17 protein-coding genes, 1 pseudogene and 1 riboswitch are annotated in these 16,029 nt (G+C 71.2%); of the genes and pseudogenes, 12 read left to right on the top strand and 6 right to left on the bottom strand.

Going from position 1 to position 16,029, the window contains the following annotated elements; genetic code table 11:
• Nucleotides 1–25 precede the first annotated feature (25 nt).
• Nucleotides 26–169, bottom strand: a riboswitch (cobalamin riboswitch).
• A 139-nt stretch (nt 170–308) separates the two neighbouring features.
• The 3 genes and pseudogenes from ACFYPC_RS17310 to ACFYPC_RS17300 all read right to left on the bottom strand — a co-directional run bounded on the left by ACFYPC_RS17310 (nt 309) and on the right by ACFYPC_RS17300 (nt 2,741).
• Entirely contained in the window at nt 309–530 is a 222-nt protein-coding gene (locus ACFYPC_RS17310) for a hypothetical protein (RefSeq protein WP_365428332.1), read from the bottom strand.
• Nucleotides 531–654: 124 nt separating this feature from the next.
• A pseudogene (locus ACFYPC_RS17305) lies at nt 655–1,809 on the bottom strand (anion permease); the annotation flags it as partial.
• Nucleotides 1,810–1,997: 188 nt separating this feature from the next.
• Entirely contained in the window at nt 1,998–2,741 is a 744-nt protein-coding gene (locus tag ACFYPC_RS17300) for a lysozyme (protein WP_388676443.1), read from the bottom strand.
• A gap of 196 nt (nt 2,742–2,937) precedes the next feature.
• Here ACFYPC_RS17300 and ACFYPC_RS17295 point away from each other — a divergent pair, with 196 nt between their 5' ends.
• The 3 genes from ACFYPC_RS17295 (at nt 2,938) to ACFYPC_RS17285 (ending at nt 6,797) form a co-directional block, all read left to right on the top strand.
• Nucleotides 2,938–3,669, top strand: coding sequence for a class II aldolase/adducin family protein (locus tag ACFYPC_RS17295; protein WP_388676440.1), 732 nt, complete (start codon nt 2,938–2,940; stop codon nt 3,667–3,669).
• Nucleotides 3,670–4,102: 433 nt separating this feature from the next.
• A complete protein-coding gene (locus ACFYPC_RS17290; RefSeq protein ID WP_388676437.1) occupies nt 4,103–5,230 on the top strand; it encodes an alpha/beta hydrolase family protein in 1,128 nt (375 codons plus the stop codon).
• Between the two features lie 166 nt (nt 5,231–5,396).
• A complete protein-coding gene (locus tag ACFYPC_RS17285; RefSeq protein ID WP_388676434.1) occupies nt 5,397–6,797 on the top strand; it encodes a hypothetical protein in 1,401 nt (466 codons plus the stop codon).
• 118 nt (nt 6,798–6,915) lie between these two features.
• Here the strand turns inward: ACFYPC_RS17285 and ACFYPC_RS17280 are convergent, their stop codons facing one another.
• Together ACFYPC_RS17280 and ACFYPC_RS17275 are read right to left on the bottom strand one after the other, a co-directional pair.
• A complete protein-coding gene (locus ACFYPC_RS17280; RefSeq protein WP_388676431.1) occupies nt 6,916–7,329 on the bottom strand; it encodes a VOC family protein in 414 nt (137 codons plus the stop codon).
• Between the two features lie 95 nt (nt 7,330–7,424).
• A complete protein-coding gene (locus ACFYPC_RS17275; protein WP_388676428.1) occupies nt 7,425–8,315 on the bottom strand; it encodes a neutral zinc metallopeptidase in 891 nt (296 codons plus the stop codon).
• A gap of 195 nt (nt 8,316–8,510) precedes the next feature.
• Between ACFYPC_RS17275 and ACFYPC_RS17270 the strand changes: the two genes are divergently transcribed.
• The 4 genes from ACFYPC_RS17270 (at nt 8,511) to ACFYPC_RS17255 (ending at nt 12,600) form a co-directional block, all read left to right on the top strand.
• Entirely contained in the window at nt 8,511–9,380 is an 870-nt protein-coding gene (locus ACFYPC_RS17270; RefSeq protein WP_388676425.1) for a hypothetical protein, read from the top strand.
• Nucleotides 9,381–9,471: 91 nt separating this feature from the next.
• Entirely contained in the window at nt 9,472–11,070 is a 1,599-nt protein-coding gene (locus ACFYPC_RS17265; protein ID WP_388676422.1) for an ABC-F family ATP-binding cassette domain-containing protein, read from the top strand.
• A gap of 385 nt (nt 11,071–11,455) precedes the next feature.
• Nucleotides 11,456–11,677: a helix-turn-helix domain-containing protein gene (locus tag ACFYPC_RS17260; RefSeq protein WP_006123601.1), complete on the top strand. Its 222-nt coding sequence runs from the start codon at nt 11,456–11,458 to the stop codon at nt 11,675–11,677.
• 131 nt (nt 11,678–11,808) lie between these two features.
• Nucleotides 11,809–12,600, top strand: coding sequence for an enoyl-CoA hydratase/isomerase family protein (locus ACFYPC_RS17255; protein WP_388676418.1), 792 nt, complete (start codon nt 11,809–11,811; stop codon nt 12,598–12,600).
• A 168-nt stretch (nt 12,601–12,768) separates the two neighbouring features.
• Here ACFYPC_RS17255 and ACFYPC_RS17250 read toward each other — a convergent pair whose 3' ends face one another.
• Nucleotides 12,769–13,494 carry a nucleopolyhedrovirus P10 family protein gene (locus ACFYPC_RS17250; RefSeq protein ID WP_388676416.1) on the bottom strand — a complete coding sequence of 242 codons (726 nt, stop codon included), beginning with the start codon at nt 13,492–13,494 and terminating at the stop codon, nt 12,769–12,771.
• Between the two features lie 88 nt (nt 13,495–13,582).
• Here ACFYPC_RS17250 and ACFYPC_RS17245 point away from each other — a divergent pair, with 88 nt between their 5' ends.
• The 5 genes from ACFYPC_RS17245 to amaP are packed head-to-tail and all read left to right on the top strand — an operon-like array spanning nt 13,583 to nt 15,986.
• Nucleotides 13,583–14,065 carry an Asp23/Gls24 family envelope stress response protein gene (locus tag ACFYPC_RS17245; protein ID WP_388676414.1) on the top strand — a complete coding sequence of 161 codons (483 nt, stop codon included), beginning with the start codon at nt 13,583–13,585 and terminating at the stop codon, nt 14,063–14,065.
• A 54-nt stretch (nt 14,066–14,119) separates the two neighbouring features.
• Nucleotides 14,120–14,305 (top strand): hypothetical protein, encoded by a 186-nt coding sequence (locus ACFYPC_RS17240; protein WP_388676412.1) that lies wholly within the window; start codon nt 14,120–14,122, stop codon nt 14,303–14,305.
• Between the two features lie 3 nt (nt 14,306–14,308).
• Nucleotides 14,309–14,728, top strand: a complete 420-nt coding sequence (locus ACFYPC_RS17235; RefSeq protein ID WP_388676409.1) for a hypothetical protein — start codon at nt 14,309–14,311, stop codon at nt 14,726–14,728.
• Nucleotides 14,725–15,402 carry a DUF6286 domain-containing protein gene (locus tag ACFYPC_RS17230; protein WP_388676406.1) on the top strand — a complete coding sequence of 226 codons (678 nt, stop codon included), beginning with the start codon at nt 14,725–14,727 and terminating at the stop codon, nt 15,400–15,402. The genes ACFYPC_RS17235 and ACFYPC_RS17230 overlap by 4 nt, the downstream gene beginning before the upstream one ends.
• A 5-nt stretch (nt 15,403–15,407) precedes the next feature.
• Nucleotides 15,408–15,986 (top strand): alkaline shock response membrane anchor protein AmaP, encoded by a 579-nt coding sequence (gene amaP, locus ACFYPC_RS17225; protein WP_388676403.1) that lies wholly within the window; start codon nt 15,408–15,410, stop codon nt 15,984–15,986.
• The last annotated feature ends 43 nt before the right edge of the window (nt 15,987–16,029 follow it).

Here is a 16,029-nt window from a genome sequence, read left to right as displayed (position 1 = left end):
CCTCACTCAGGGTGTCCACGCCCTGGTTCGAAGAGACCGACGGTGAGAGTTCCTGGCTTCCGGGGGCTTCATTCCCCGGTGACAGTGGCGGGACCGCGCCGGATTTGCACCGGCTTCCTCTCGTGCCGTCGTACTTGGCTCCGGCAGTCCACCATGGCGTTGGAAGACCCGTCAACTTGCTGTTGACCTGCGGGGGGAGAGTGTGCGAAGGCCCACATACGGGTAGGGCGCGGGACGTTGACACGTCCCGCGCCCTACCCGAGGTGATGCCTCGCTTGTGCGGTATCAGTGCGGTCCTGAAATGCTCCTCAGGCCACGATCAGATAGATCCCGTACGCCACCGCCGCCGCGCAGGCGGCGAAGCAGGCGTACGCGCCGGTGACCGCGAGAGCGGCGGAGCCGCCCTGAGCTGAGGCCGACTCGCGCCTGGAGAGGCCGACGATGCCCAGGGTGAAGAGGCCCACGAGGGCCACGGTGGTCACGAGACTGACTCCGAAGACGGAGCCGAGGGCTGCCCAGTCGATGTGCATGCTGTTCGTTCCTTACACCGTGGCCGGAGCGGTGGGCTCCGCGTCCGGGGACGGGATGGTGGCCTTCAGATCGCTTGCCAGGCCGCCGGCGAGCGGGCCGCCCGCGGGGGGGGGGGGGGGGGGGGGGGGGGGGGGGGCGCGCCCCCCCCCCCCCCCCCCCCCCGCCCGAGGGCTCGGCGGCGATCTCGTTGACGTTGTCGATGGTCACCGGCCGACGGCGTGACAGGTTCCAGATGACAGCGGACCCGGCCACCAGGAGCGCACCCGTCAGGACGATGCCCCAGGTGCCCTGCTGGGTGAGGAACTCGGCGCCCGCGCCGACCAGGCCCGCCGCCGGGAGCGTGAGGCCCCAGGCGATGAACATGCGGCTCGCGGTCGACCAGCGGACGACACCGCCCTTGCGGCCGAGGCCCGAGCCCATCACGGCGCCGGAGCAGGACTGTGTGGTGGAGAGCGAGAAGCCCAGGTGGGAGGAGGCCAGGATGACCGTGGCCGCACTGGTCTGGGCGGCGAAGCCCTGCGGCGGCGCGAGGTCGGTGAGGCCCCTGCCCATGGTGCGGATGATGCGCCAGCCGCCCAGGTAGGTGCCGAGCGCGATGGCCATACCGGCCGAGACGATGACCCAGGTCGGCGGGTTCGAGTCGGGCGCGATCACACCGCCGGTGACCAGCGCGAGGGTGATGATGCCCATCGTCTTCTGCGCGTCGTTCGTGCCGTGGGCCAGCGAGACCAGGCCTGCCGAGGCGATCTGGCCGGCGCGGTAGCCCTTGGCGGTCGCCTTCTCGTCGGCGCGGTTGCCGATCCGGTAGGTCAGCCGGGTGGCCAGCATGGCGGCGAGCCCGGCCACCACGGGCGCGGCGATCGCGGGGAGCAGCACCTTGGTGACGACGGTCGAGCCATTGACCGACGACCAGCCGGCCGACATGACCGCGGCGCCGATGAGGCCGCCGAAGAGAGCGTGGGAAGAGCTGGAGGGCAGCCCCAGAAGCCAGGTCAGCAGATTCCAGAGAATGGCGCCGACGAGCGCCGCGAAGATCACTTCGGTGCGGATGCCCTCTTCGTTGATGATGCCGCCGGAGATCGTTTTGGCGACCTCCACGGAGAGGAACGCCCCGACGAGATTCAGCACGGCGGACATGGCCACCGCCGTCTTGGGTCTGAGCGCACCGGTCGAAATGGTCGTAGCCATCGCATTGGCGGTGTCGTGGAAACCGTTCGTGAAATCGAACACGAGAGCGGTGACGATCACGATTCCGAGGAGGAGCGTGATGTGTTCCATTTACCCAGGCTTCTCTTTGAGATCAGTGGCAGGAGGACCGTAGGTAACCTGAATGAACGGAAGATGAACGTGGATAGGCGTGTGAGTGTCCCTATGGTGAGCCGCCCCTCCGGATGCGCCGGAGGGACGGCTGCGGATCCGGCCTGATGTCTCGAACACAGGCGGAATGCCGGGTTCCGTGGGTTCGGTCAGCCCTTCGCGAGCTTCTTGAGCTGGGTCGTGGATCCGTTGAAGAGATTCTGGTCACCCGGCAGGCTGCCGCTGTTGTCGTACTGCCAGAAGGTCCAGAAGGACCAGCCGGCCGGCAGGGTGCCCGCGGTCGCCGAGTCGTAGCGCGCGAGCCACAGGGAGTGGTTCGCGCCGAAGGCGCGGCTGCTGCCGGTGCAGGTGTTCCACCAGTGTGTGGTCGTGTAGATCACCGGACGGCGTCCGGTCTGCCGCTTGACCTCGTCGCTGAATGCCTTGATCCAGCTCACCATCCTGGCTCTGGTCAGGCCGTAGCACTTGTCCTTGCCGTACGGGTTGTACTCGATGTCGAGCGCGGGCGGCAGCGTCCAGCCGTCCGCCTGCCAGGCGCCGCCGTTGCGCACGAAGTGCGCGGCCTGGGCGGTGCCGGACGACTTGTTCGGCAGGGCGAAGTGGTAGGCGCCGTGGATGATGCCCATGTCTCGTGCCCCGTTGTACTGCTGGCTGAAGTACGGATTGCGATAGGTGTCGGACTCGGTCGCCTTGACGTAGACGAACTGTGCGCCTTTCGCCTTGGCGCTCTGCCAGTTGACGTTCTTCTGGTGCGAGGAGACGTCGTGCCCCTTGGGCTGGCCGGCCGCGGCGGCCGGGATCTCGGCGAGAGCGGTCCCTCCGACGGTGAGCGCTGTGATGGTGGCCGCGACGACGCGGGCGCGATGGCGGGACAGCCTGTTATCACGGGCCATATTTCCCCCGGAATGGTGGCGTGCGTGACAAAACCCCCAGAGGCTACTGGAAGATCATCGAAAGATCGTCGATCTCCGGCCAATTGCACACAGAGGGATGATGTGTGCCTGTATGTGATCTTACGGACGCATGGATTCCGCCCTAAAGTGCCCTCGCCGCCGCCGCGTTGACTTCGGCGCCTGGCAGGATCGCGGCATGGCTGAGCAGCGGCGGGACGCACGGGGTGATCGAGGCGGACGGGAGGGTGCGCAGGTGGCGCGGGAGTGGCACGCTCCGGACGCGCGCGGCACGGAGGAACGCGCGTGGGACGAACTCGTCGTCACGGCCCGCCGCACGGTGGCCGAGGGGCTGGTGGTCGGTACGTCGGGCAACGTCTCGGTACGCGTCGGGGACACCGTCCTGGTCACACCGACGGGAGTGCCCTACGACAGGCTGACGCCCGGCGACGCCGTGGGTGTCGACCTCGACGGGCGACAGATGCGCGGTTCGCTCCTCCCGACGAGCGAACTGCCCATGCATCTCGCCGTCTACCGCACCACCGACGCACGCGCCGTCGTCCACACCCACGCGCCGCACGCGACGGCCGTCTCGACACTCGTCCCCGAACTCCCCCTGATCCATTACATGGCGGGCGATCTCGGCGGTCCGGTCCGTGTTGCCCCTTATGCGACCTACGGCACACCAGAGTTGGCCGAGAACATGCGCCAGGCCCTCACCCACCGCACGGCCTGCCTCCTCCAGAACCACGGCACGATCGCCTACGGCTCGTCTCTCGGCCAGGCCTACGACCGCACTGCCCAGTTGGAGTGGATGTGCCGGGTCTGGCTGACCGCGTCCTCCGTACCCGGACTCTCCCCCACACTGTTGACAGAGGAGCAGGTGGAGGCGGCGGGGGAGCGGCTGAAGGGGTACGGGCAACGGGGGTAGGGGGCCGGCGCGTGGATGGGCAACGGGGTAGGGGCCTGCGCGTGTCCCTGCTCGCTCCGGCTAACAGGGCTCGGCCCTGCCCCGCCGGGTGGCAGTCCCCGCCCGCCGCAGCGGAGCCCGGTTCGGACGCCCCGGTGCGGAGTCCGGCCCGGACGCCCCGGTTCGGATCCCCCGGCCCGGACCTCCGGCCGGGGAGCCCCTTTTCGGAGGTGTCGAGTTCGGAGGTGCCGAGCCACCCGGTGGCCCAGGGCTCTGCCCGTCCGTCAGTCCGGATGAGCCCCGGGTGCCGCGCGGCCGACGTCGAAGGTCCCGGCACACCGGCGGGCCGAAAGCAGCCACCCCACCGAAACGGCGGCCGCACTCCACCGAGCAGGCGTCATCCCAAGCCCCGCCCCCGCTGGCCGATAACCGGCTCTCCCTGGAGACTGGACGCGTGCGCACTGTCAAAGCGACGGCCGCAGCCGTCACCGTAGCCATCGCCGCGGGCGCAGCCTCCGTCGTGGCGGGCCGCTTCGCCAGCGACGCCGCGCTGAAAGCGCCGCCAGGCAGACCGCTTCCCACCGAGCCCCGGCTCACCGTGCACGCCACGGCGGCGGGCGGAATCACCCTCACCCGTGATCTGGCCTCGCTGCGCCCAGGCACCTACGGTCTCGCCGGCGACGGCTCCCACGCGGTCGTCGGCCCGGTCATGGAGGCCGTGCCGCACCCCGCCGACACCGTGGTACGCCGCCTGGAACGCGTCACCCACGGCACCCTGGAACCCGGCGACAAGGTGTGGTTCACCCCGAACGTGCACATCGGCAACCCGAGCGCCGCCCTCGGTCTCGACCACGCCGACATCGACGTCCCCGGCGAACTCGGCGCCCTGCCCGCCTGGTTCGTACCCGGCGTCCGCGACACCTGGGTGATCACCGTGCACGGCCTGGGCACCACCCGCGAACACCCCATGAACGTGCTGGAGTTCCTGAACCGCTACCAGTTCCCCGTACTCGACCTCGCCTACCGCGGTGACCTCGGCGCACCCCGTTCCCCGGACGGCCTGAACCACCTCGGTGAGACCGAGTGGCGCGACGTCGACGCGGCGATCCGCTACGCCGTGCGCTACGGCGCCGAAAAGGTCGTCCTCTTCGGCTGGTCCACCGGCGCCACCATGGCCCTGCACGCCGCCGCGCACTCCGCGCTGCGCGAGCGAATCTCCGGCCTCGTACTGGACTCGCCCGTCCTCAACTGGGAGACCACACTCCGCGCCCTCGCCACCGCCCGCAACACCCCCGGTGCCCTGCTGCCCCTCGCGGTGCGCGCCGCCCAGGGCCGAACCGGCGTAAGCGGCGACCGCATCGAGAACGCCGCACACCCCGGCCACCTCAAGGTGCCGACCCTGCTGCTGCACGGCCCGGACGACATCATCGCCCCCTGGGGTCCCTCCCGCCGTCTCGCCGAGCGCCGTCCGGAGCTGGTCACCCTGCACACGGTCCCGGACGCTCCGCACGGCGCCATGTGGAACGCCGACCCGGCAGACTACGAAGAGACCCTGCGCCGCTTCCTCACCCCGCTGATGTAGCAGCGACGCAGGGGGATGTAGCAGCGATGCAGGGGTTGTTTTCAGCCGGTCCGCCGTGCGAGGACGGGCCCGTTCCGGGCACATGGGGGCCTGCAGGCAGGGCCCGCGGAAGCGCCAAGGCTCATTCCGTTTGGGTTTTCGGACTGTCAACCGGAAGACTGCACCCGTGACGTCCCGTAACCCGCGCGACTCCAGGCTCCGACTCGTCCGCCCGCGGCCCCTGTCCGCCGCCCCCCGAGCGGCGACCCAGCGCCGCTCGCAACGCCCGGCACCGCGCCCGCCCGAGGGCACTCCGCCGCCCGCGGAACTGGCCCGCATGGCACGCACCGGCCTCTCCGACGCGGCACGGGTGGCCCGCTGGGCCGACGCCGCACTCGGCCCCGGCCGCGACGGCGCGATGCCCGACGACAAAGGCACCCTCTCCGACGCGTCCGCCGAACGGGCCGCCGCCGAAATGGGGCTGACTCCGGATCAGGTCCGCGCGGACTGGGACACCGCACGTCTGGCGGGCCTCATCGAGGTGCACGGCGGCAGCGCCCGCCCCGGCTGGCGGCTGCGCGCCTGGAACCGCGACGACAGCGCCGTACTGCGTGGCTGGGTCGCCCTCTTCGACGCCTGGTCGCTCGCGTATCCGGAGCCCGCGGACCGAGAACCGTCCGCCGTCGCAGAGGTCGTCTCCGCGATGCCCCAGGTGCTCTCCTTCCTTCAGCTCTCCGCCGGCCCCGTCCCCGTGGAGCAGCTCCTCGACCTCCTCGAACAGCGCGTCACGGAACTGCGCACCGAGCGCTGCGAGATCCCCTACGGCCCCCAGCCCGAACCGGTCGCCCAGGCCGCCGTCGAGGACACCCCCCTGGCCCCTCTCCTCGACTGGGCCCTGCACGCCCTGGCCTCCGTGGGCGCGCTCACCTGCGCCGACGGACAGGCCACCCTCACCCCGCTCGGCAGCTGGGCGGTCTGGGTCAAGCTGGAGCAGATCTGCGTCGCCGCGCAGAGCCCCGCCGGGAACATCGAGGCCTCCGCCGAGGACATGCTCCGCGGCTGCGCCCAGCTGCGCCCGAACGCGGCCCGCGCCGAGTACCGAGCCTGGCTCGCCGCCCGCCCCGTCGGCAGCGCCGTCACCGAACTCCTGGACGCCGCCCGCGGCGAGGACGCCCTCACCCGCGGGCTCGCCTTCGAGGCGCTACGCGTGGTCGGCGCCCCCGCCGAACCCGACGTACGCGCGGTGGCCGAAGAGACCTCTCTGCGTCCCTACGCCCTGCTGTGGCTCGCCGTGCACGACGGCCACGACCCCGAGGACGCCCACGAGGTGCTCACCCGCGCGGAGGCCACCTGGCTCTGGGTCGACACCGCCGCCGCCGTCGCCGACCACGGGGAGGCGCCGCTCCTCGTGCGCCACCTGGAGTCGGCCGTGCAACCCACCGTGCCCATGCTCCTCGACGAGGTCCGCGCCGTCGGGCACCCGCGCACCGTGCAGGTCCTGGTCGCGCTCGCCGCCGCTCACCCGGACCCGGCGCTGGCCAAGGCCGTCCGCCGGGCCGCCTTCCAGGTGCACACCGGGGGGAGCTGACCGGAGGCCGGTGCCCGCACGGGGACGGACCTCTGTCGGGGAGTGGTCCATCCCGAGAACGGGCCCCGCCCGGGGTGGGGATGTCCGTCCCCTCGGACGGGCCCCCGCTCGGGAGGGCCTACACCGCTATCTCGGGGGCGTACGTCCCGAAGCTCCAGACGTTGCCCTCGATGTCCCGGGCCATGTAGTCCCGTGAGCCGTAGTCCTGGTCCGTCGGGGGTGTCAGGATCTCCGCGCCGTGGTCCACGGCCTGCTGGTGGTGTGCGTCGACGTCGTCCACCACGATGTACACCCCGGCCGGCCCCGCGCTCTTCATCGCGCTGTCGAAGACGCCGCCACGGCCCTTGGAACCGAGCATCACCGCGCCGTTCCCCTGCACCAGCTCGGCGTGCATCACCGCGCCGTCCTCGCCCTCGTACACCGACAGCTCGGTGAAGCCGAAGGCCTCCGTGAGCTGCCTGATCGCCGCCCTCGCGTCCGCGTACAACAGTGTCGGATAGATGCTCGGGCGCCCGCTGTCGATGCCTGCCATGCCGGTCACTCCCTCTCGTCCCGCCGCCGGAATCCGATCTGCTGCCCAGTCTGGCACCGGGCACTGACAACGCCCCGCCGAGCGGCCGTGAGGGCTCAGCCGAAGGCGTTGCACCGGGCCATGTCGCCGGTGCTGTAACCCTGGTGGAACCACTGCTGCCGCTGCCCGGCCGAGCCGTGCGTCCAGGTCTCCGGTGTCACCCGGCCCTGGAACCTCTCCTGGATCCGGTCGTCGCCGACGGCCGCCGCCGCGTCCATGCCGTCGCGGATGTCGGCGTCGGTGAGGCTGGTCAGCAGCGGCCTGCCCGTCGACGGGTTCTTCGTGGTCGTGGCGTGGTGCGCCCACACCCCCGCGTAGCAGTCGGCCTGCAGTTCGACCTTCACCGAGTTGCTGTTCGCGCCGGTCACACCGTCCTGCGCCCTGCCCAGCGTCCCCATCAGGTCCTGCACATGGTGCCCGTACTCGTGCGCCACCACGTACGCCTGCGCGAACGGGCCGCCGCCGGCCCCGAACGTGGTGCGCAGCTCGTCGAAGAAGCCCAGGTCCAGATAGACCTTGCGGTCGCCCGGACAGTAGAAGGGCCCCACCGCGGACGTCGCGGTCCCGCACGCAGTGCCGACGCGGCTGGTGAAGAACACCGTGGGCGCGCGCGTGTAGGTGCCGCTGCGGCGCGCGAACTCCTGAGTCCAGTACGCCTGCACGCTGTTGACGACCGCCACGATGCGGCAGTCGTCCTGGGTGTTCGCGTCCTGTCCCGTCCTGCACGTCTGCTGGACCTGCGCGAGGGAGGAGGCGGTCGCCGCGGGCTCGTCGTCGCCGGAGGAGAGTCCCAGCTGGTCGGGTCCCACCCCGAAGAACAGCCCGAGGAGGAGGGCGATGAGCCCGGCGACGCCGCCGCCCACGGCCGCCCTGCCGCCGGGGATCCGGCTGCCGCGCACATCCTGCACCTCGGAGGTGTCCAGGCCGGCGTCGTCGTCGAACTGCATGGGCACACCACCCTCTGCCGTACGTCCGTCGCTCTGTGGCGCCATCCTCATATGCCCCAAGGACCCGGGCCCCGGGCGGAGGTCCGAACGGGGGACACACCCTCACCCGTCCGCCGTGTCCCGGGCACCGCCCCGCCGACCCGCGCCTACGCTCTGCGCCTGATCCGTGGACCGAGTGGGCGAAGTGGGGGGAACATGGCTGTTCTACCGGTCGAGGTGACGGCCACGCACCCGCAGGACGCCACCCCGGCCGTCACCGCGCCTGCCGCAGTTGTCGCACGGGCACCGGGCCGCCCGGTGCCCGTCAGGCCCGCGCCCCCGCACTCACCGGCGGCACGGCGGCACTCCGTCCGCCGCTTCCTTCCGCCGGCCCTCGCCCTCCTCCTCGCGGCCCCCCTTCTCGCCGCGGTCCACCAAGCGCGTCCCACCCCCTTCGGGGACCACCTCACTGTCCACGCGCGCGTGGACAGCCATGCGAGGCCATCGCTCCGTACGACCAAGGACGCCGTCGAGGCGTACGACGAGACGACCGGGCAGCCTCGCTGGAGCTACATGCGGGAGGGGCGTCGTCCGCTGGCCGTGGTCCCCGCGCGCGGGGACGCGATCGCGCTCTGGGACGACGGACTGGTCACCGTCACCGTCACCGCCACCGACACCGCTCGCGGTGGCGGCGGCGCGGTGCGCTGGCACCGAGCCCTTCCCGGGGCCACCCGGTGGCTCGCGGCCCGCGGTGGAAGCGGCGTACTGCGGCCTCTCAGCGCCCGTATGCTCGCCGTCGTCACCCCGCACCGCATCGCCGCCTACCGCATCGCGGACGGAGATCTGCGCTGGGTGCTGCCGGCCGGCCGGGGATGCGAGTTCGTGCCCACGCGCGCGCTGCGCCACGGCACGGCGCTCCTGATCGCACAGCCCTGCCCCGGTGACGGTGGCATCGACGACTGGACCGCAGAGATCATCGCGGTGGACGACCTCGGCCGGATCACCCCGGACCGCACGCCGCTGGGCAATGAGCGTCACAGTGCCGGACGCCCCAGGGCAGAAAAAGCGGTTGCGCGGCCCCGTTAGACTTGGCCCATGGCCATTCTCCTCGCGCATTAGACGGCGGGAACGTCCTCAGCCGTCCACCCCGCCAACCACCCTGCCCTGGAGTCTGTCCGTGATCTCCGCCTCCGGTATCGAGCTGCGCGCCGGCGCCCGCCTCCTCATCGAGTCCGCCACCTTCCGTATCGCCAAGGGCGACCGCATCGGTCTGGTCGGCCGCAACGGCGCGGGCAAGACGACGCTCACCAAGGTCCTCGCAGGCGAGGGCACCCCCGCCGCGGGCAACGTCACCCGCTCCGGCGAGGTCGGCTACCTCCCGCAGGACCCGCGAACCGGCGACCTCGACATGCTCGCCGGCGACCGTATCCTCTCCGCCCGCGGTCTGGACACCCTGATCCGCAAGATGCGCGAGAACGAGCAGCGCATCGCCAACGGAGCAGGCGCCACCCGTGAGAAGGCCATGCGGCAGTACGAGCGCCAGGAGACGGAGTTCCTCACCAAGGGCGGGTACTCCGCCGAGGCCGAGGCCGCCACCATCGCCGCCGCGCTCAACCTGCCCGACCGGGTGCTCGGCCAGCCCCTGCACACGCTCTCCGGCGGTCAGCGCCGCCGTATCGAGCTGGCCCGCATCCTTTTCTCGGACGCAGACACGCTCCTCCTCGACGAACCGACGAACCACCTCGACGCCGACTCGATCGTCTGGCTGCGCGACTACTTGAAGTCCTACCGCGGCGGCTTCATCGTGATCTCCCACGACGTCGACCTCGTGGAGACGGTCGTCAACAAGGTCTTCTACCTGGACGCCAACCGCGCCCAGATCGACGTCTACAACATGGGCTGGAAGCTCTACCAGCAGCAGCGCGAGGCCGACGAGAAGCGGCGCAAGCGCGAGCGGCAGAACGCCGAGAAGAAGGCCGCCGTACTGCACTCGCAGGCCGACAAGATGCGCGCCAAGGCCACCAAGACGGTCGCCGCGCAGAACATGGCCAAGCGGGCCGACCGGCTGCTCGCCGGACTCGACGCGGTGCGCGTCTCCGACAAGGTCGCCAAGCTGCGCTTCCCGGAGCCGGCGCCCTGCGGCAAGACCCCGCTGATGGCCGAGGGCCTGTCGAAGTCGTACGGCTCGCTGGAGATCTTCACCGACGTGGACCTGGCCATCGACAAGGGCTCCCGCGTCGTCATCCTGGGGTTGAACGGCGCCGGCAAGACGACCCTGCTCCGACTGCTCGGCGGCGTCGAGACGCCCGACACCGGCTCGGTCGTCGAGGGCCACGGACTCAAGCTCGGCTACTACGCGCAGGAGCACGAAACCCTCGACCCGAAGCGCACGGTCCTTGAGAACATGCGCTCCGCGGCCCCCGACCTGGACCTCGTCGAGGTCCGCAAGACGCTCGGCTCCTTCCTGTTCTCGGGGGACGACGTCGACAAGCCCGCCAGTGTCCTCTCCGGTGGTGAGAAGACCCGGCTGGCGCTCGCGACCCTGGTGGTCTCGTCCGCGAACGTCCTCCTCCTGGACGAGCCGACGAACAACCTCGACCCGGCCAGCCGCCAGGAGATCCTCGGCGCGCTGCAGACCTACAAGGGCGCCGTCGTCCTCGTCACCCACGACGAGGGCGCGGTCGAGGCGCTCCAGCCGGAGCGCATCATCCTGCTGCCCGACGGCGTCGAGGACCTGTGGGGCGCGGACTACGCGGACCTGGTGGCCCTCGCCTGAGCCCCGGGGCGCCGTCGGCCGAGCCCCTGGCGGCCGGTCAGCGCCGCTTGATCGAATGACTGATCCACTGCGTATGGATCATTCGGCCGATCCGTGATCCATCAATGGTGTGAGATCTCCTCGTACCGAGGTGTGTCCTACACCGATTTTCCGGCCGAGCCCTCTGATCCCAGGGGCTCGGCCGTCTTGCGTCTCTGACCTGGCACTTCACGGATAAACCCGTTCGGCGGTATGAACTCCACAAGGCGGAATCACAGATTCCACTCGTGGGGACGGGCTCCTGTCGTCAAAACCTTGTCTTACGGACCTTGCCGAATGGGTGGCCATGAAGCCCGGGAGGGGTGATCATGAGAGTCCAGAGCGCACTTCCCATGAGGAGGCACGGGTGGCCGAGACTCTGAAGAAGGGCAGCCGGGTAACCGGCGCCGCGCGCGACAAGCTCGCGGCAGACCTGAAAAAGAAGTACGACTCCGGTGCGAGCATTCGAGCGCTGGCCGAAGAAACCGGCCGTTCGTATGGCTTTGTGCACCGGATGCTCAGCGAATCGGGCGTCACCCTTCGCGGGCGTGGCGGAGCGACGCGGGGCAAGAAGGCCGCCTCGGCCTGAGGCCGGGCGTCCCCATCGGCTTCGGTGGTGACCACCCGGTCGGTCCTGTGATCGGCCGGGTGGTTACTGTGCAGTCACTTAAGGATGCCGTCGTAGGGCATCCACTCTGACCGCACGCATCGGAGGCGTCCATGGCTTCGCTCGACCCGGTATTCGACAAGGACGGCGTACGGCTCACCGTCGACGAGCCTGTCGCCACGGTGACGCTGACCAATGCGGCCAAGCGCAACGCCCAGAGTCCCGCGCTGTGGCGGGCGTTGACGCAGGCCGGTCGGTCACTGCCGGGCACCGTCCGGGTCGTTGTGCTGCGGGCCGAGGGCAAGTCCTTCTCCGCGGGGCTCGACCGGCAGGCGTTCACGCCGGAGGGCTTCGACGGCGAACCGACGTTCATCGATCTCGCGCGCGGTTCCGAAGCCGACCTCGACGCGACCATCGCCGAGTACCAGGAGGCGTTCACCTGGTGGCGGCGCACCGACCTGGTGTCCATCGCCGCCGTGCAGGGACACGCCATCGGTGCGGGGTTCCAGCTCGCCCTCGCCTGTGATCTGCGCGTCGTCGCGGACGACGTGCAGTTCGCCATGCGCGAGACGAGCCTGGGCCTGGTGCCCGACCTCGCCGGTACACATCCGCTGGTCAGCCTGGTGGGCTATGCCCGTGCGCTGGAAATCTGCGCGACGGGACGCTTTGTGACGGCCGAGGAGGCCGAGCGCACCGGGCTCGCGAACCTCGCGGTGCCCGGCGGGCAGCTCGATGACGCGGTACGGGATCTGGTGGCCGCACTGGTGGCCGCGCCGCGCGATGCCGTCATCGAGACGAAGGCGTTGCTGCGCGGGGTGCAGGGTCGTACGTACGAGGAGCAGCGTGTCGCCGAGCGTGCCGCACAGGGGCGTCGGCTGCGGGACCTTGCCGGAGTGGGGGACTGAGGCAGTCCGCGGGCCGGTAGGGACACTGGTCGCGCCCGCGCGGAGGAGCCGCTGTTCGGCGACCGGGGAGCGCGAGCGTGGTGGTACCGGTCGCGCCCGCGTGGCGGAGCCGCACATGTCACAGCTCTACGCCGCGGAGCTGTCCGCGTACCCGTGCCAGGCGCTCCTCTAGTGCGCGGCGGTCACCAGCACCGCCACCGAAGGGCTGTCCGGCAGGGCGCTCGTGACCGCCGTTCTGACCGCCCGTGCCACATCGACGGCTCGTCCGGAGACCGCCACCTCGACGCGGACATGGCGGCGCGGCAGGGCACCCTCCCCGCCACGGCCGTCCTCGATACGCACCGGGCGGCCCAGGACGTCCGTCAGGTGGAGCACCCCCGGTACGGACAGTGCGGCTGTGCCCACCAGTGCCTCCTCGGCACCGGCCGGAGCGGCCGCAGGCTGTACGTCGTCCGGGCGAACGGCGGCCGGCTCCTGGTCCTCCTCCAGCAACGCCGCCACGCGCAGGTCCACCTCCGTGACCGTCAGGCCGAGCCGTTCCGTCGCCGCCGTGCTCAGGGCCCGGCGCAGGCGGGCCGCCGTCGTCGGGAGCGGTTCGGCGCCGGAGGCCGTCGGATCCGCCGAAGCGGTGAAGTCGGCGCTGACGCGGAGCGGGCCGGGAGGCAGCGCGCTGGGCGGCGGGAGCACCGCGGGATCGTAGGACCGGTCGGGTTCCGCGAGAGCGATCCGGAGCGTGCCGAGACGCACTCCGCGCACGGGAGCCGCCGCGTGCCGAAGCAGGGACTCGGCGGCATCCTCTGTGATCCACGCGCCGTCACGCGGGCCGCCGAGGGGCAGCAGCCTGCCGAGCCCGAGCTGATGTCGTACAACCTGTGCCCACCCGTCCGCCGTCATTGCTCCAGCCTGCCGCATCCGCGACGCGCGAGCGCGCGACCCGACTTACTGTGGGCGGAGGGACGACAACCGAAAGGGATGTACGGCGATGACCGACACGACAGAGCGGAAGCGGCCGGAGAACCCCGAGGGTGAGAGGGAGCCGCTGGGGACGCGCAAGACCACCAAACGTGGCGGTGGTGACCCTGCGACCCGGGGGCGGACCACCATCGCGGACGGGGTCGTGGAGAAGATCGCCGGGCTCGCCGCCCGGGATGTACTCGGCGTGCATGCGATGGGGAGCGGGCTGAGCCGGACCTTCGGGGCGGTGCGGGACCGGGTGCCCGGCGGTACGAAGTCCGTCTCACGAGGTGTCAAGGCCGAGGTCGGCGAGCTGCAGACGGCGCTCGATCTGGAGATCGTCGTCGATTACGGCGTGTCGATCGCGGACGTGGCCCGCGCGGTGCGGGAGAACGTCATCGCGGCTGTCGAGCGCATGACCGGACTCGAGGTCGTCGAGGTCAACATCGCCGTCAGCGACGTGAAGCTGCCGGACGAAGAGGACGAGGAGCCGGAGTCGCGGCTCCAGTGAAACCCCGGTCTCCGTACCGCTCAACCCGGCCACTGAACTGCTGAGGAGCGCATCATGAGCTTGGCCGTTATCGGCATGATCGCCGGAATGGCGCTGGGCTTCGCCGGCTATTTCGGAGGTTTCGGGGCCTTCCTCCTGGTGGCCGCCCTGGGTGCCGTCGGATTCGTCGCCGGGCGGTTCCTCGATGGGGATCTCGACCTCGGTGACTTCTTCCGCCCCCGCAACGACCGGCGGCGGTGACGCGTGCCCGCACAGCCCGGCCGGCTCGGTGAGACGCGGCGGCCCGTGACGGTCGTCGCGCCGGCCGAGCGCGGCGCGACCCGGATCGCCGATCGGGTAGTGGCGAAGATCGCTGGGCAGGCGGCGCGCGAGGCCCTGGAGGCGCTGCCCCCGGATGCCGTCGCCCCGCACGCCACGGTCGTCGTCAGCGCCCACCCTCCACTTCGCTCGGGCGGGGGGACCCCCATCGCGACCGCCCGTGTCCGTGTCAGCCTCGAACTCGACTACCCCTCCGACATCGGTGGGCAGTGCAACGCGGTGCGTCGACATGTCGCCGAGCGGGTAGGTGCGTTGGCGGGGATGGAAGTACCGGAGGTGGCCGTCCACGTGGAGCGGCTGCATCTGGCACCGGCACCCGGCGCCGCACACGGGAGGATGCAGTGAGCGAGTCCCAGGGACCCGACGGCAGTACCCAACGGCTGCCTGTCTTGGAGAAGGCCGCTGAGAGTGAACTCGGCCGGTCCGCTTCCGCGGCGGCCTACGAACCGCTGCCCACTCTCGATGACGAGGGCGGGACAGAGGGCCGCTTCTGGTCGGCCCGCCGAGTCCCCGCGGGGATTGTCGCGCTGCTTGTCCTCGTCGCCGCGGGCGCCTTCCTGTACGACGTCGCCGCCGTGCGCGCCGGCCGGCCCGCGATGCAGTGGCGCAGGTCGCTGGCCGGGCAGCTCGCCGAACGCCCTCTGGACGATACCTGGGTGCTTGTCGGCGCCGGGGTGGCCGCGGTCGTCGGGCTCTGGATGATCCTCCTCGCGGCGACGCCTGGGCTGCGTGACGTACTGCCGATGCGCCGTGTCCACGCGGACGTACGGGCCGGGCTGCACCGGGGTGCCGCCGCGACCGCGCTGCGCGACCGGGCCATGGAGGTCGCCGGAGTGCAGTCGGTCCGCGTCCGTATGCGCCGGCGGAAGGCCGACGTCCGAGCGGTCTCGCACTTCCGTGAACTCGACGACGTACGCGCCGACTTGGACGCCACGCTCGCCGACGGCATCCGGGGGCTCGGCCTCGCCAGGCCGCCCGCCCTCTCGGTACACGTCGGACGCCCGGGCCGGAAGGGATGAGGCCGATGCTCCGGATCGTCAACCGCGCGCTGCTCGGTGTGATCGGCCTGGCGTTGCTCGTCCTCGGCGGCTCCGTGCTCGCCGTGGGGCTGGGGGCCGGTCCGCCTTCGTGGTGGATCTACGACGGCTCACGCGACGTGCTGCTCAGCGACGCGGACCGCGCGCGGTGGCGGGAGGAGGGCTGGTGGTGGCCGGTCGTCATCGCCGTCCTCGCGGTGCTCGTGCTGCTCGCCCTGTGGTGGCTGACGGCCGTGCTCCGGCGCCGTCGGCTCGCCGAGGTGCTGGTCGACACCGGCGACGGCGAGGGCGCGTTGCTGCGCGGGCGGGCACTGGAGGGCGTACTCGCTGATGAGGCAGGGCAGTTGGACGGCGTCCAGCGGGCGCAGATCCTGCTGACCGGACGGCGCAGCGGCCCCGAGGCGCGGGTGCAGCTCCTGCTGGAGCCGCATGCGGATCCGGGGCATGCGCTGCACTCGCTGACCACGGAGGCGCTGGCGCACGCGCGCGACTCGGCGGCCCTTGCCGCGCTCCCCGCGGAGGTACGCCTCCGCGGGGTCAAGCACCGTGCCGAGCGCGTGAGTTGAGCCACTGAGTTGAGCCACTGAATTGAGCCGCTGAGTTGAGCTT

The sequence above is a fragment of the Streptomyces sp. NPDC005808 genome (assembly GCF_042871385.1).
GTDB lineage: Bacteria > Actinomycetota > Actinomycetes > Streptomycetales > Streptomycetaceae > Streptomyces.
The sequence above is the reverse complement of the archived record's forward strand: the minus strand, read 5'-3'. Positions and strand labels throughout refer to the sequence as shown.

Coding starts and splice junctions, on each gene's coding strand:
- amaP (WP_388676403.1), top strand. CDS start 15,408: ATGCTCCGGATCGTCAACCGCGCGCTGCTCGGTGTGATCGGCCTGGCG.
- ACFYPC_RS17275 (WP_388676428.1), bottom strand. CDS start 8,315: ATGCAGTTCGACGACGACGCCGGCCTGGACACCTCCGAGGTGCAGGAT.
- ACFYPC_RS17240 (WP_388676412.1), top strand. CDS start 14,120: ATGAGCTTGGCCGTTATCGGCATGATCGCCGGAATGGCGCTGGGCTTC.
- ACFYPC_RS17280 (WP_388676431.1), bottom strand. CDS start 7,329: ATGGCAGGCATCGACAGCGGGCGCCCGAGCATCTATCCGACACTGTTG.
- ACFYPC_RS17300 (WP_388676443.1), bottom strand. CDS start 2,741: ATGGCCCGTGATAACAGGCTGTCCCGCCATCGCGCCCGCGTCGTCGCG.
- ACFYPC_RS17250 (WP_388676416.1), bottom strand. CDS start 13,494: ATGACGGCGGACGGGTGGGCACAGGTTGTACGACATCAGCTCGGGCTC.
- ACFYPC_RS17270 (WP_388676425.1), top strand. CDS start 8,511: ATGGCTGTTCTACCGGTCGAGGTGACGGCCACGCACCCGCAGGACGCC.
- ACFYPC_RS17255 (WP_388676418.1), top strand. CDS start 11,809: ATGGCTTCGCTCGACCCGGTATTCGACAAGGACGGCGTACGGCTCACC.
- ACFYPC_RS17245 (WP_388676414.1), top strand. CDS start 13,583: ATGACCGACACGACAGAGCGGAAGCGGCCGGAGAACCCCGAGGGTGAG.
- ACFYPC_RS17310 (WP_365428332.1), bottom strand. CDS start 530: ATGCACATCGACTGGGCAGCCCTCGGCTCCGTCTTCGGAGTCAGTCTC.
- ACFYPC_RS17295 (WP_388676440.1), top strand. CDS start 2,938: ATGGCTGAGCAGCGGCGGGACGCACGGGGTGATCGAGGCGGACGGGAG.